Origin of the sequence: Massilia sp. CT11-108 (assembly GCF_047302915.1) — a bacterium.
GTDB lineage: Bacteria > Pseudomonadota > Gammaproteobacteria > Burkholderiales > Burkholderiaceae_D > Telluria > Telluria orientalis.
The window spans coordinates 1-14,420 of record NZ_JBKYMO010000097.1; the positions used below are offsets into that span (position 1 = coordinate 1).

Consider the following 14,420-nt stretch of genomic DNA (forward strand, 5'->3'; position numbering starts at 1 on the left):
GCATGCGCCGTTTTTGGGATTGAAAGTTAACAGCTTCCCAAGCTGTTTACAACAAAAATTTGAGGGGAAGGCTCAGGGTCAGAGCACATTTCGGATCAATGTCCGGCCGCACAACAAGCGCCCGCACCCACGGCGAGGGGCCGCCGCCCCGTCGCCATGCGGCGTGACAGGCCGGACGCCATGGACTGACGTTCGACCTTACCTCAAGGATCTTGCGCGATAAAGGGACCTGACCCCGAATTTGCGGGCGGTCAGAAGCTGTGGCGGATGCCCCAATCCGCGCGGTTGGCGTTGTTGGGGTCGATGTGGCCGATGGAGGTGAACAGCGAGGTACGCTTGGACAGCGCATACGTGTAGCCGATCGCATACTGCGCCGTATCGGCATTGCGCACCGAGCGGTCGTTCAGCCGGTTGTACGACGCCAGGATACGTCCGCCGCCGGCCGGGATCGTCAGGCCGACCAGCAGGTCGCTCGCGTCCACCGGCGCCAGGCCGGCGGCGTCCGTTTGCTGCCGGTCGAGGCCGAAATGCAGCTTGGCCACGCCGAAGTCATAGTTGCCGCCGACGAAGCGCAGCTTGGCCGCCCCGGTGCCGTTGGCGTCGTTGTTGTTCTGGTAGCCGTACGCCACCTTCAAGCGGCCGACGGTATAGGTGAAGGCGCCGCTGATTTGGCGGTTGGCCGACGTATTGCCGGCCGTCTCGCCGAACGCATACGAGACCTCGCCCTTCAGCCCGCCGACCTGTTTCGCGTAGAAGATGGCGTTCTGCGTGCGGATGTCGATCGCGGCATAGATGTTGCGACCGAAGAACGATTCGGCCGCGCCCGACATGCCGTCCTCGAACGGATCGATGACGTCGGTCAGCAGGCAGTAGGACGGCGTCCAGGTGCGGCCGAAACGCACGGTACCGAAGTCGCCTTTCAATCCCACCCACGACTGGCGGCCGAAGATGCGTCCGCTCTGGCCCGCGGTGCCCGTGTCGGGGCTGAACCCGTTTTCGAGCTGGTAGATGACGGACAGGCCGTTGCCCAGGTCTTCCGAGCCGCGGAAGCCGAGGCGGGAACCCCACCAGCCGCCGGGGTCGACGCCCCAGCGCGTGGGCGCCACGTCCGATTTCGAATACACCAGGCCGATGTTGATCAGGCCGTAAACCGTGGTCGTCGATTGCGCCGAGGCGGGACCGGCAACGGCACTGCACACCGCCGCCGCAAGCAGGATTTTTTTCATGATTGTCTCCTTAAATTATGTTTTGGACGTGGCTTGAGCGGGTTGAAAAACCTGCTGGAATGAGCTCGCGATCATCCGCTCCACACCCATCAATTTAAGGCTGCTCCCTCGGCACTTTTTCTCGAAAGACGGCGGGCCAACAACATGAACACTGCGAAATCACCGTGCCTGACGGCGGAATATGCTGCGCTGTACGGGGACATTATTCGGCGCGCTGGTAGATCGCGGCGAGGTCGCACAAATCCCAGTTCCCGCCGCTTAAAACCGCGCACACTTTCTCGTCCGGCCGGACAGCGACCGCACCGCCCAGCAAGGCGCCGATACCGATGGACGCCGCCGGCTCGGCGATCAATTTCGCATCGTTGGCAAGCATGCGCATGCCCGCGACGATATGCGCGTCGTCCACCAGCACGATCTCGTCCACGTACTTCTCGATGATGGGATACGGATTCCGCCCGGGGACGCTGAGCCGCAAGCCGTCCGCAACGGTGTCCTTCAACGGCAGCGACGTGCGTTCCCCGTTGATCCTGCTGTGGAAGTACTTCGGCGTCAGGGCCGGCTCGGCGCCGATGACCCGCACCGACGGTTTCGTTTCCTTGATGGCGGTGGCGATCCCGGAAATGAGGCCGCCGCCGCCCAGCGGCACGATGACCGTGTCGACGTCCTCGAGGTCGTCCAGAATTTCGCAACCGATCGTGCCCTGGCCCGCCATCACCAGCGGGTCTTCGAAACCGTGGATCACCGCGTACCCGTTTTCTTCGGCGATTTCATACGTCTTTTTCCAGCGGGCCGCGTTATCGCCGTCGAACAGGATGACTTCCGCCCCGAGCGCCCTCGTGTTGGCGATCTTGACCTCAGGCGCGCTGGCCGGCAGCACCAGGAACGCTTTCACGCCCAGCATGCGCGCCGCGTACGCGAGTCCCTGGGCATGGTTGCCCGACGACGTGGCGATCAGGCCGTTCGCCACGGCGTCCCGGGGGAGCGCCAGCGCCGTGTTCAGGGCGCCCCTGATCTTGAATGCGCCCGTGATCTGCAGGGTTTCCGGCTTGAGCCAGAGCTGGCAGCCGAGGGCCTTTTCCATCTTCTCCGCACGTAACAGCGGCGTGTGACGGATGTGGGGTTTCAGCCGTTCCCGGGCTTCCCGGATATCCTGGATGGTGGGGTAGTTACGCATGGTGTCTTTCTGGAGGTTGCGTGAAGAATTCGAAGAAGGCGCCGACCCCGTTTTCCAGCGCATTCCGGTAGATCCGGGACGCGGTGGTGTTGTCCTGGATGGCCATGCCCGTGGAATCGAAGATCGTGATCTCGTCATCGTTCTCCCGGCCCGGTTTTTTCCCCGCCAGGATCTCGCCGATTTCCCCGTGAATGTCGTCCTGCGTGATGATGTGCGCGTTCAGCGGATGCCAGGTTTCGCCCTTCGTGACGCACTGCGCGATGGAATCGTTGACGATCTTCGCGTTGCGGAAGATCGCCGGTTCGAATTCCTGTTTGCCTTGCTGGTCCGTCCCGATGGCCACGATGTGCGTGCCGGGCTTTACCCAACCGGCTTCGACCAGCGTTCCTTTGCCGCGAGTCGTGGTCACGAGGATGTCGGCCCGGCGCACCGCGTCCTCCTTCGACGCCGCCATGACGACGGGAATGCCGAACTCCCTTTCGATATCGGCCTTGTACTGCGCCAGCGTCTCGGGATGGTTGTCCCAGGCGTGGATCTCCTCGATGACCATGACCTCGCTGATCGCCCGGATCTGCAGCCTGGCCTGGATGCCCGTTCCGATCGACGTGACCGTTTTCGCATCCTTCCTGGCCAGGGCCTTGACCGACACGGCGCCGGCCGCACCGGTCCTGAGGCCGGTGATCAGGCTCCCGTCCATCACGCACGTCAGCGCACAGGTTTGCCCGTCGAACAGCAGGATGGTCCCCATGTTGGTGGGCAGACCGTATGTCCTGGGGTTGTCCGGAAATCCGCCGGACGACGCCTTCATCGAAATCACCTCGTTGGCCCGGTAGTAGCCGAGCTTGAAGTCGATTTCCCCGCGCGGGGGAGGCAGGTGGATGCCGATATAGTCGGGTTGCTCGACCTGTCCGCCGCTGAACGCCACGAAAGCTTCCTCCACGGCGGCGATGACTTCGCGCATGCAGATCAGCTGGGCGACTTCTTCCTTTTTGAGTAACAGCGTTTTCATTGCGTTCCTTTCGATATCAGTAACCGAGCGACCGGTCGACCAGGCCGCTCATCGGTAACCCTTCCCAATGCCGCCGGAGGTTGTCGATGACCGCGTCGGCCGCGGTCTCCGGCTGCGTCATGCTGGCGACATGCGGCGTCAGCACCACGCGCGGATGCGTCCACAACGGATCGCCGCGCGGCAGCGGTTCGGGCTCGCACACGTCCAGGATGGCCTGGCCGACCTGCCCCGTGTCGAGCGCCTGCAACAGGTCGCGCTGCACGAGATGCCCGCCGCGGCCCACGTTGATCACGGTGGCGCCTTGCGGCAGCCGGTCGAACAGGCGGCGGCACAGGATGCCGCGCGTGTCGTCCGTCAGCGGCAGCAGGCAGACGAGGATGTCGGTGCGCGCCAGGAAGTGCGCCAAACCTTCCGGGCCCGCATGGCAGTCGACGCCGTCGATCTGCTGCGGCGACCGGCTCCAGCCGGCGCAATCGAAACCGAGGCCGCGCAGGCTGGCCAGTACCGCGCGGCCCAGCACGCCCAGGCCCAGCACGCCGACGCGCCGCGCGGCGGCGGGATACACGCGATGCGGCTGCCAGTGCCCTGCCCGCTGCTGGTCGAGGTAGGTACGCCAGTCCCGGTGGATGGACAGCACGGCCAGCGTGACGTATTCGACCATCCCGCCGATGATGCCCGGCTCGACCATGCGCACCACGGCCACCGTCGCGGGGATGGCGGACAGGTCGAACTGGTCGGTGCCGGCGCCGGTCGAGAACAGGACTTCCAGGCTCGGAAACCGGTCCGCCAGGTCCGCCGGCGGTTCCCACGCGGCCAGGTAGCGCACGGCGTGCGGATCGCCGACGTCGGGCCAGGTGCGGAATGGCAGCGCCGGCGTCTTGCGGGCAAACCGTTCCGCCCAGACGGCCCCGCGGACCGGATCGGCTTTGTACAGGAAGGTCATGGGGCCTCCGCGCCGCATCCCGACAAGGCTGTCACGATCTTCTCCATATCAAGCCGGACGGTAGATCACGTACAGCTTCGCCACGTGCTCGCGGCTGTCCCAGGTGCACGACGCCTTCTGCTCGATGAGGAAGATGTCGCCCTTCGAGAACGTGCCGCTGCGGCCTGCTTCATCGACGAAGGTCACGCTCCCTTCCAGCAGATACATCAGTTCCATGTGGCGGAAGTACAGTGCACGGCGGGCATAGGGCGTCGAGTCCCACGTGCCGCACGTGAATTCCCCGTCTTCGGACTTGTAGTCGGTGTGGTTGCGGCACAGCGGCGTGGGCGTCAGCAGCAGGTCGGGCGACGGGCCGCCGGCCGACGGGCCCATCTCCGGATTTTCCCTGATCGGCACGATCGCGCCGTCGCCCGCCCGGCTCTTGTTGTAGCGGACGAAGATCAGCGACACGGGTCCTTGCGCGGACCAGGCGAATGCCGCGCCATGCTTGAGAATCGCACTCTGGTTCGCCCCCAGCGTGACGGACGTACCCTGCTGCGTCAGGGTCAGGCTGCCCTGGTGGACGATGATGAATTCGTCCGCCGCGAGAGACTGTACGGCGCCGTTGCCGGCGTCGAGCGTGATGACGCCCGCCGTGACCGGGCCGGGCGCCCAGTCCAGGACGCGGCGGCTGGCGAGGAAGCGGTCTTCTCCCGCCGGCGCGGTCACGGCGATGCCCTGGGTCGGGTCCTGCGCGAACTTGCGCAGGTCGACGAAGGATGGCGTATGGACCGGGACGGCAACTGCGGCTTGCCGGAAATTCGACGTGATGGTAGCTCGAGACATGATGGTGGCTTGCATTGAATGTTGATGAGAATGAGGTTCACGCCGCGTTCGCGACCGGCGTGGCGAACCGTCCGATGTGGTAACACTCGATCGGCGTGCTCGTGGCGCCCGTGGCGATCAGTTCCGCCATCACCTCGCCCACGCCCGGCCCCAGCTGGAAGCCTTCGCCGGAAAAGCCGAACGCATAGAACAGGCCGGGTACGCGCGCGCTCGGTCCCATCGCGGGCCGGCTGTCGTCCATGTAGCCCTCGATCCCGCTCCAGACGCGGATGATGTGCAGGTGCTCGAATGCCGGCATCACGCCCGGTGCGCTCTTCAGCTTGTACAGCGTCCGGGCCGGGTTCACGTACGAGCGCCGGCTCTCGATGTCCGCCGGTTCATGGCCGCCGCCGCCGATGACGATGTTGCCGCGCGCAACCTGGCGGAAATAGACGACCTGCTCGAACGTGTCCGCCATCGCACCGATGGTCGGCCGGATCGCGTAAGGCACGGGTTCGGTGACGCACATCTGCGGCGCCCTGGCGATCATCGGCACCGGCTCGCCGAAGTGCGTGCTGATGCGATTGCCCCAGGCGCCGGCCGTGACGAGGGCCACGGGCGCGCGGAAGGTCCGGCCATCCGCGGTGGTCGCGACGAAGTCCGCGCCGTCCTTTTCCAGGCTCGTCATCTCGGTGTTTTCGAACACCTGCACGCCGGCGCGTACCGCCGCACGGCCGATGGCCGGCGCCGCCAGGCGGGGATTCGCATGCCCGTCGTGAGGGGCGTAGCACCCCGCGGTGATGTCCGGCCCGAGGTACGGAAAGCGCTCGTGCAGCGTTTTCGCGCCCAGCATCTGCATGCCGATGCCGAACGACCCGGCATCCTCCGCATACTTCACCATGCGTTCCTCGTGCGCCGGCGTGACGCCCACGCGCAGGTGGCCGTTCAGCAGGAGCTCGACGTCCGCACCGAACAATTCCTTGAACTTCAGCCAGATCGCGCGCGCGCGGTTCGCCAGCGGCAGCTGCTCGATGGGGCGGCCCATCCGGCGCGTGTTGCCGAAGTTGACGCCGCTGGCCTGCTGACCGATCAATCCCCGCTCGAGCAGGATGACGGACATGCCGCGCTGCCGCAGGAAGAAGGCGCTGGAGGCACCCATGATGCCGCCGCCGACGATGATGACATCCGCTTTCAACGCACTCATTTCACTTCCTCCCGCACCGCCATCGACAGCGGCTTCACCGGCGCCTGGCCACGCAGGCGTCCCACCAGTTCCACCGGCACGCCGGCCGCATGGGCGATGACTTCCGCACCGGCGTGCCCGCAATATCGTCCCTGGCAGCGGCCCATGCCGACGCGGCACAGCGCCTTGGCGCGGTTCGCTTCGCATGCCCCCATCTCCGAGACCGTGCGGCGCAGTTCGCCCGCCGTGACGGCCTCGCAACGGCAAACGATGGCGTCGTCCGGCAGCGCCGCCGCCTGCTGCGCGGGCCAGGGGAACGCTTGCGCCAGGCCATGGCGGAAGCGCTCCATCCTTGCCTGTTGCGCACGGAGCGTCCGCACTTCGTCCTGCGCGACCGTGAACTTCAAATCCGTCAGCACGGCCAGCGCCGCCAGGCGTCCGCCGATCTCGGCGGCGTCGGCGCCCAGCACGTTCATGCCGTCGCCGGCGAGATAGACGCCAGGTACCGACGTGCGTCCGTCCTCGCCCACGTCGGGCAGCCACTGGCGCGTCTCCTGGTCGAAGCGGAAAGCGCAGCGCGCCAGGTCGGCCAGCTGCGTCTCGGGACGCAGGTGGTAGCCCATCGCCACCGCGTCGCAGTCGAAGGCAAGTTCGCGGCCCCCCTTGTCGCGCACGACCACGCCCTGCACGCCGGTGTCGGGCGAACCCGTGATTTCCGCGGGCACGATGCCGGTCAGCACCTGCACACCGGCCCGCTTCAATTCCCGGGCGAGCGCCAGGCCGTTGCGCAGCACGGACGGCCGCGCCATCAGCTTCGGCAGCGCGGCCACGCGCCGCATGAAGGGCGACGTGTCGAGCACCGCCGCCACGCCGGCGCCCGCCTTCACGTACTGCGACGCCACCAGGTACAGCAGCGGCCCTGTGCCCATGAACACGACGCGACGCCCGATCGCGCACGCTTGCGCCTTCAGCGCGATCTGCGCCGCGCCCAGGCTGTAGGTGCCCGCCTGGTGCCAGCCTTTCACCGGCATCAGGCGGTCGGTCGCGCCGGAACAGATCACCAGCGCGTCGTACGGCAAGGCGCGCGACGTGCGCTGGTCGGTGACGTGCAGCTCGCGCTGGAAGATGTTCCACGCCAGCGTCTCCGGCAGGTAGTCGATCTTGCCGCGCAACGCGTCGAAACTCGCGTGCAGCGACCGGGCGCGTTCGGCTTCGGTGCCGTACAGCTTCGCGTACGGGCGGGTGAAGTTGTCGGGCTGGCGGCGGTAGATCTGGCCGCCGTCGCGGCGGTTTTCGTCGACGACGGTCGGATGCAGGCCGGCCGCGACGAGGATTTCGGCGCAGCGCACGCCCGCGGGGCCGGCGCCGACGATGATTACGCGAGGTTGGGCCATGTCGCCTCCGGTTGTGTCGTCACTAGGTTCATGCCGTCCGCCACGACGGTGGTACAGGCGCGCAGGCGGCGGCCGTCGGCGGTCCAGACCCAGCAATCCTGGCAGGCGCCCATCAGGCAGAAGCCGGCGCGCCGGCCGTCGCCGAATTCGGACTCGCGCAGCTGGCGCACGTTGTCGAGCATGGCGACCATCAGCGTGTCGCCGGCGAGCGCCTCGACCGGGTGCCCGTCGATCACGATGCGCACCCGCGCGCGGCCCGTCTCGGCCAGTCGTACGAAGCGGCTGCTCATGCGACGTCTCCTTCGACGACGCGCAGCGGCGCCTGGATGGCGCGCAGCTCGGCTTCCGGACGGTGGCACAGGATGCTGCCGCCGTCGGCGAGCATCTGGCGCGGCGGCGGCAGGCGGTTGCACATGCCGTCGACGCGCAACGCGCAGCGGTCCACGAAGGCGCACATGGCGCGCGCCGCTCCGTTCGGCGTCAGCGGCGGCAGCGCCGCCGGCGTGGCGCCCGCAACCTCTTCCAGCCAGCCGCGGCGCAGCGCCGGCACGGACGAGATCAGCAGATGCGAATATGGATGGAATGGCGGCAGCGCCTGCGCCTCGCGCTTGCGCGCCTCGACCTTGCGGCCGGCGTACAGGACGACGATCTCGTCGCAGATGGCGCGCACGGTGCCGATGTCGTGGCTGATGAACATGTAGGACACGTTCAACTCCTTGCGCAGCTCGGCCATCAGTTCGATGATGGCGGCGCCGACCACGGTGTCGAGCGCGGAGGTCACCTCGTCGCACAGGATCAGGTCGGGCTGGGCCGCCAGCGCGCGCGCCAGGTTGATGCGCTGCTTCTGGCCGCCGGACAGTTCGCCCGGCAGGCGGTCGGCCACCGCGGCCGGCAGGCGCACCAGGTCGAGCAGCTGCAGCACGCGCTTGCGGCATGCCTCGCCGCGCATGCCGTGGTAGAACTCGAGCGGACGGGCGAGGATGCGCCCGATGCTGTGTTGCGGATTGAGCGCCGTGTCGGCGTTCTGGAACACGAACTGGATGCGGCGGAACTGCTCGCGCGTGCGTCCCTCCAGCGTGGGCGCGAGGCGCTTGCCGTCCAGGAGGATCTCGCCTTCGGACGGCGCCACCATGCCGGCGATGGCCCGTGCCAGCGTCGTCTTGCCGGAACCGGATTCGCCGATCACGCCGATCGTGGCGCCGCGCGGAATCACCAGGTTGACGTCGTCCAGCACGCATTTGACGGGCGCCCCGCGCCGCGCCGTGCCGTAGGCCGCGTGCAGGCCGCGCACCTCCAGCAGCGGATGCTCGTGCGCGGTCTTCGGGTCGCGCACGGCCGCGGCCGCCGGCTTCGGGGCGATCGCCGCCAGGAGGCTCTTCGTGTAGGGATGGGCGGGTGCGGACAGGATCTGCGCGGTCGGCCCCGATTCGCGGATCTCGCCGTCGCGCAGCACGACGATGCGGTCCGCCATCTGCGCGACGACGGCGAGATCGTGCGACACGTAGACGGCCGTGCTGCCGCGCTCCTTGACCACCTTCTTGAACGCGCGCAGCACCTCGATCTGCGTCGTCACGTCGAGCGCGGTGGTCGGCTCGTCCAGGATCACCAGGGCGGGATCGGTGATCAGGGCCATGGCCGCCATCACGCGCTGCAGCTGCCCGCCCGATACCTGGTGCGGGTAGCGCTGGCCGATCCGATCCGGATCGGGCAATGCCAGCGCGCGGAACAGCTCGACCGCCCTGGCTTCGGCCTCGGCGCGCGGCATCACCTTGTGGATCAGGGCGCTCTCGACAACCTGGTCCATCAGCCGCTTGGACGGGTTGAACGCGGCGGCGGCGCTCTGCGCGATGTACGCCACCGTGTGGCCGCGCAGTCCCGCCAACTGGCTCTCGCTCATCGCCAGCATCCGGTTGCCGGCCACGGTCACGTCGCCGCCGGCCAGGCGGCAGCCGGTGCGGGCATAGCCCATCAGCGCCAGCGCGATGGTGGTCTTGCCGGAGCCGGACTCGCCGATCAGCGCCAGCACCTCGCCCCGTTGAATCGAAAAATCCGCGCCGTGGACGATGGGCACCTCCTCGTCCATGTCGTTGCGCGCCGTGACCCTCAGGCCGGCCACCTTGACGATCGTGTTCGTGTCCATGTCAGCCCTCCCTGCCGCGGCGTTTGCGGCCTGCCAGGCCGTCGATGGCCATGTTGACGGCGATGGTCAGCGTGGCGATGGCGATGGCCGGCATGACGACGGCCGGCGCGCCTTCGGACAGGCCGATGATGTTTTCGCGCACCAGCGACCCCCAGTCCGCATGCGGCGGCTGGATGCCGAGTCCCAGGAACGACAGGCCGCTGAGCAGCAGCACGATGAACAGGAAGCGCAGGCCGAAATCGGCCAGCACGGGCCGGATCATGTTCGGCAGCATTTCGCGGCAAGTGATATAGGCCATGCCCTCGCCGCGCGCCCGCGCCGCCTGCACGTAGTCCATCGCCTGCACGTTCACGGCCAGCGCGCGCGCGATGCGGTAGGCGCCCGGCATGTAGCCGATGCCGGCCGTCAGGATCAGCAGCGGCACCGACGTGCCGAAGCCGGCGACGATGATCAGCGCCAGCAGCTTGTGCGGGATGCTGAGCATGGTGTCGACGATGCGGCTGACGATGGCGTCGAACCAGCCGCCCGCCGCCGCGGCGCACATCGCGAGCACGGTGCCGCCGACGCTGGCCACCAGCACGGCGGCCAGCGCCAGGCCGATCGTGTACGGCGCGCCGTGGAGGATGCGGCTCAGCATGTCGCGGCCGAGGTAGTCGGTGCCGAGCGGATGCAGCGCGCTGAGCGGCGCGAACACGTCGTCGCCGACGCCGCCGGCGTCGTCCGGGGCCAGGTACGGGCCGGCCACGGCCATCAGCAGCCAGAACGCGAAGACGGCGCAGCCGATCAGGCCGGCCAGCGGCAGATGCCGGCGCGGCTTGCGCCGGGCGATGGGAGAAATCACGGAGGTCTTCATTTTCTTAACCTTGGGTTGGAAACGATTGCGCACACGTCCGCCACGGTCAGCAGCACCAGGTAGCCGGCGCAGAACAGCATCGCGCAGGCCTGCACCACGGGCATGTCGCGCATGGTGACGGAATCGACCATCAGGCTCGCGATGCCCGGATAGTTAAAGATCGATTCGATGATGATCACGCCGCCGATCAGGTAGGACAGCGACAGCGCCACCGCGTTGGCGATCGGGCCGATCGCGTTCGGCAGCGCGTGGGACAGCACCATGCGCACTGGACGCACCCCCTTCAGGCGCGCCATCTCGACGTAGGACGCATTGAGCTGGTCGATCACGGCGGCGCGGGTCATGCGCGCCATCTGCGCCACGATCCCGCAGCACAAGGTCATGACCGGCAACGCATAGGCGCGCAGGAACTGGCCCAGGGTGGCGATATCGTCGGTGTGCGACAGCGCGGACAGCCAGCGCAGCTTGACGGCGAACAGCAGCACCGCCAGCGTGGCGATCAGGAACTCCGGCACGGAGACTGTCCACACCGTCGCCACGCTGACGACGCGGTCGAACAGCGAGCCGCGGTACATCGCGGACAGGATGCCGAGCGCCAGCGCGAGCGGCACCGAGACGACGGTGGTGGCCGCCGCCAGCATCAGCGAGTTCGGCAGGCGGCCGCCGATCAGCTCCGTCACCGGCAGGCCGTTCGCCATGGCCACGCCGGGATGGCCGGTCAGCAGCCCGCCCAGCCAGTGCAGGTAGCGCACGTGGGCCGGCAGGTCGAGCCCCAGCTTGGCCCGCAGCGCGGCCACCAGCTCGGGCGTCGCTTCCTGGCCAAGCGCCGCCTGCGCCGCATCGCCCGGCAGCAGGCTGGTGATGGTGAAGATCACCACCGACACCGCCAGCAGCGTCAGCACCCCGACACCCACGCGGTTCAATACCAGTCGTACGGTGGTCCCGTTCATGATCACGCTTCCAGCCAGATCTGGTCGGCGAACATATAGCCCATCATCCCGCCGAGCGGATGGCTGGCGTAGCCCCTGATCTTGTTGCCGAGACCGTCGAGCGAGTGGATGAACATGGGGATGCCGACGCCGCACTGTTCGTGCACGAGCACCTGCATGTCGCCGTACATCTGCTTGCGCCTGGCTTCATCGGTTTCGCCGCGCGCCAGGTCGAGCAGCTGGTCGAACTTCTCGTTCTTCCAGCCCGACACGTTCATCGGCGAATCGGATTTGTAGAACAGCGAGAACATCAGGTCGACCGTCTGGCGCGGATTGATATTCCCGAACGACATCGGGTGCTTGGCCCAGTGGTTCGACCAGTAGCCGTCCGGCGGCATGCGCTTGATGTCGAGGTTGAGGCCGGCCCTCTGCGCCGACAGCTGGATGATCTGGGCCATGTCGACCGAGCCGCCGGCGGCGGTCGAGGCCACGATCGGCAGGGTCTGGCCGGCCATGCCGGATTTCTTCAGGTAGAACTTGGCCTTGTCCAGGTCGAACTTGCGCTGCGGCAGGCCGGCGAAATAGAAGCGGTTGCCGGGCTGCACCGGCTGGTCGTTGGCGATAGTGCCGTAGCCGCGCATTGCCACCTTGCGGATCTGTTCGCGGTCCAGCATGTATTTCATGGCCAGCACGAAGTTCGGGTTCTTCACCGGGCCGAGCTGGTCGCGCATGATGAGGTCGGTGTACAGGCCCGTCTTCGATTCGAACAGCGTGCAACCGGAGCCCGAGAAACTGGCCGCCGAGCGCGGGTTCACGCCGTTGATCAACTGCACGTCGCCCGACAGCAGCGCGTTGACGCGGGCCGCCTCGTCCGGGATCGAAAAATATTCGATCTCGTCCAGGTAAGGCTTGCCCGGCTTCCAGTACTCGTCGTTGCGCACGCCGATCGAGCGCACGCCCGGCCTGAATTCCTTGCACTTGTAGGGCCCGGTGCCGACCGCCGTCGCGAAGTCGGTGGTACCGTCCTTGACGATGGCGAAATGGGACGCGGCCAGCAGCGCCGGCAAGTCGACGTTCGGCGAATTGAGCCTGATCTGCACTTCGAGCGGGCCGGTGGCCTTGATGTCCGCGAACTCGTCGGCCACGGTCTTGACCTTGGAGGCGTTGGCGGGATTCTTGTGGCGCAGCAGCGAGTACACGACGTCCGCGGCACCCAGCGGCTTGCCGTCGTGGAAGCGCACGTCCTTGCGCAGCTTGACGGTCCACAGCGTGCCGTCCTTGCTGTCGACCGATTCGGCCAGCGCCATCTGCGGCGCGAGCTTCGTGTCGATGGTCGTCAGGCAGCTGTAGAACATGTAGTGCCGCACGTAGTCGGCGATGGTGCTGCCCCTGGCGGGATCGAGTGTATCGGCCGTCGATCCGGACCCCATGGCGACCCGGATCCGGCCGCCCTTGCGCGGGGTCTGGGCCAGCGCGGTGCCGGGGAAGGTTAGCAGGCCGCCTGCGGTGGAAGCCAGCATGCCGCCCGCCAGCAGCGTGCGCATCACGTCGCGGCGCGTGGCGCTTGCGGGAACGCCGGCGGCGTCGAATGGTGTGTCGCTCATGATTGTCTCCTTGGTCTTGAAATAATTGTTCAGTGCAGCCAGTCCTGCAGCCGGTAATACACGCCCACCACCGGCAGGAACCAGGGTGTGCCGAAATGCCCGGGCACGGCCGGCCATTCCAGGTGGCGCCACGGGTTCAGTTCGGCGCGGCCGGCCATGACGTCGGCCATCACCTGCCCCATGTGGACCGACATCTGCACGCCGTGTCCGCTGTAGCCCGTCGAGTAGTACATCCCGCAGTGCTCGCCTGCGCGCGGCAGGCGGTCGGCCGTCATGTCGACCAGGCCGCCCCAGCAATAGTCGATGCCGACCCCGCGCAGCGCTGGGAACATCTTTTCCATCGCCGCGCGCAACACGACGCCGCTCTTCCGGTCCGAGCGCGGATTCGACAGCGCGAAGCGCGCCCGCCCGCCGAACAGCAGGCGGTTGTCCGGCGAGATGCGGAAGTAATTGCCGATGTTCCTGGACGTGACGTAGTTGCGGCGCCGCGGCAGCAGGCGGCCGAGCAGCGCCGGATCCAGCGGTTCGGTCGCGATGATGAAGCTGCCCACCGAGATCATGCGGCGGCGGAACCAGGAAAACGGTCCCTGGCGCGAATTGCCGGTCGCCAGCAGCACCTGGCCGGCCTGGACGACGCCGCGGCCGGTGGTGACGCGGAACCCGCCCGCGGGCAGGCGGTCGAGCCCCGTCACCGGGGTGTGTTCATGAATGCGCGCGCCGGCACGGGCGGCGGCCTGGGCCAGGCCGACGCCGAATTTCCCCATGTGCATTTGCGCGCTGGTGTTCTGCAGCAGGCCGCCGTAGAACTGGCTTGATGCGACCTCGTCGCGGATCCGCGCCGCGGACACCATCTCGACGTGCGGGTCGACCTCGCGCCGCAGCACGTCGCAACTGCGCGCCAGCTTGTCGTAGTGCTCCGGCTTGGCCGCCAGCTTGAGCTTGCCGACGCGCGCGAAGTCGCAATCGATGGCTTCCCGCGTGACCAGGCGCTCTACCGTGTCGACCGCGGCGTTGTAGGCCTGGTAGAACGAGCGCGCCGTGTCGACCCCGAGCCGGGCGGCGAGCGCCCCGAAATCGTGCGCGGTGCCGCTGTTGCAATGCCCGCCGTTGCGGCCCGACGCTTCGCCGACGGCGCGGCGCCTCGGTGCTGGTGCTGGAAGC

13 protein-coding genes are annotated in these 14,420 nt (G+C 67.6%); all 13 read right to left on the reverse strand.

The window, feature by feature from the left end:
- Positions 1-251: 251 nt before the first annotated feature.
- Positions 252-1,226, reverse strand: coding sequence for a porin (locus ACEN88_RS10640; RefSeq protein WP_413339448.1), 975 nt, complete (start codon positions 1,224-1,226; stop codon positions 252-254).
- Positions 1,227-1,428: 202 nt separating this feature from the next.
- A complete protein-coding gene (locus ACEN88_RS10645; RefSeq protein ID WP_413339450.1) occupies positions 1,429-2,400 on the reverse strand; it encodes a threonine/serine dehydratase in 972 nt (323 codons plus the stop codon).
- Positions 2,393-3,409 carry an ornithine cyclodeaminase family protein gene (locus ACEN88_RS10650; RefSeq protein ID WP_413339452.1) on the reverse strand — a complete coding sequence of 339 codons (1,017 nt, stop codon included), beginning with the start codon at positions 3,407-3,409 and terminating at the stop codon, positions 2,393-2,395. Before ACEN88_RS10650 ends, ACEN88_RS10645 begins: the two co-directional genes overlap by 8 nt.
- Positions 3,410-3,425: 16 nt before the next feature.
- Positions 3,426-4,352 (reverse strand): 2-hydroxyacid dehydrogenase, encoded by a 927-nt coding sequence (locus ACEN88_RS10655; protein ID WP_413339454.1) that lies wholly within the window; start codon positions 4,350-4,352, stop codon positions 3,426-3,428.
- Positions 4,353-4,400: 48 nt separating this feature from the next.
- Positions 4,401-5,177, reverse strand: a complete 777-nt coding sequence (locus ACEN88_RS10660) for a cupin domain-containing protein (RefSeq protein WP_413339456.1) — start codon at positions 5,175-5,177, stop codon at positions 4,401-4,403.
- 37 nt (positions 5,178-5,214) lie between these two features.
- Positions 5,215-6,360 carry an NAD(P)/FAD-dependent oxidoreductase gene (locus ACEN88_RS10665; protein WP_413339458.1) on the reverse strand — a complete coding sequence of 382 codons (1,146 nt, stop codon included), beginning with the start codon at positions 6,358-6,360 and terminating at the stop codon, positions 5,215-5,217.
- Entirely contained in the window at positions 6,357-7,733 is a 1,377-nt protein-coding gene (locus ACEN88_RS10670) for an FAD-dependent oxidoreductase (RefSeq protein WP_413339460.1), read from the reverse strand. Before ACEN88_RS10670 ends, ACEN88_RS10665 begins: the two co-directional genes overlap by 4 nt.
- On the reverse strand, positions 7,715-8,023 hold the full coding sequence (locus ACEN88_RS10675; RefSeq protein WP_413339462.1) for a (2Fe-2S)-binding protein: 309 nt from the start codon (positions 8,021-8,023) through the stop codon (positions 7,715-7,717). Before ACEN88_RS10675 ends, ACEN88_RS10670 begins: the two co-directional genes overlap by 19 nt.
- Positions 8,020-9,873, reverse strand: coding sequence for an ABC transporter ATP-binding protein (locus tag ACEN88_RS10680; protein ID WP_413339464.1), 1,854 nt, complete (start codon positions 9,871-9,873; stop codon positions 8,020-8,022). Before ACEN88_RS10680 ends, ACEN88_RS10675 begins: the two co-directional genes overlap by 4 nt.
- Before the next feature lies 1 nt (position 9,874).
- The gene (locus ACEN88_RS10685) at positions 9,875-10,726 is read right to left on the reverse strand and encodes an ABC transporter permease (protein ID WP_413339466.1); all 852 of its coding nucleotides are present in this window, start codon (positions 10,724-10,726) and stop codon (positions 9,875-9,877) included.
- On the reverse strand, positions 10,723-11,676 hold the full coding sequence (locus ACEN88_RS10690) for an ABC transporter permease (protein WP_413339468.1): 954 nt from the start codon (positions 11,674-11,676) through the stop codon (positions 10,723-10,725). The genes ACEN88_RS10685 and ACEN88_RS10690 overlap by 4 nt, the downstream gene beginning before the upstream one ends.
- Positions 11,677-11,678: 2 nt before the next feature.
- Positions 11,679-13,259 (reverse strand): ABC transporter substrate-binding protein, encoded by a 1,581-nt coding sequence (locus ACEN88_RS10695; RefSeq protein WP_413339470.1) that lies wholly within the window; start codon positions 13,257-13,259, stop codon positions 11,679-11,681.
- A 29-nt stretch (positions 13,260-13,288) separates the two neighbouring features.
- Positions 13,289-14,420, reverse strand: a 1,132-nt coding sequence (locus tag ACEN88_RS10700; protein ID WP_413339472.1) for an NAD(P)/FAD-dependent oxidoreductase, incomplete at its 5' end; no start/stop codon positions are given.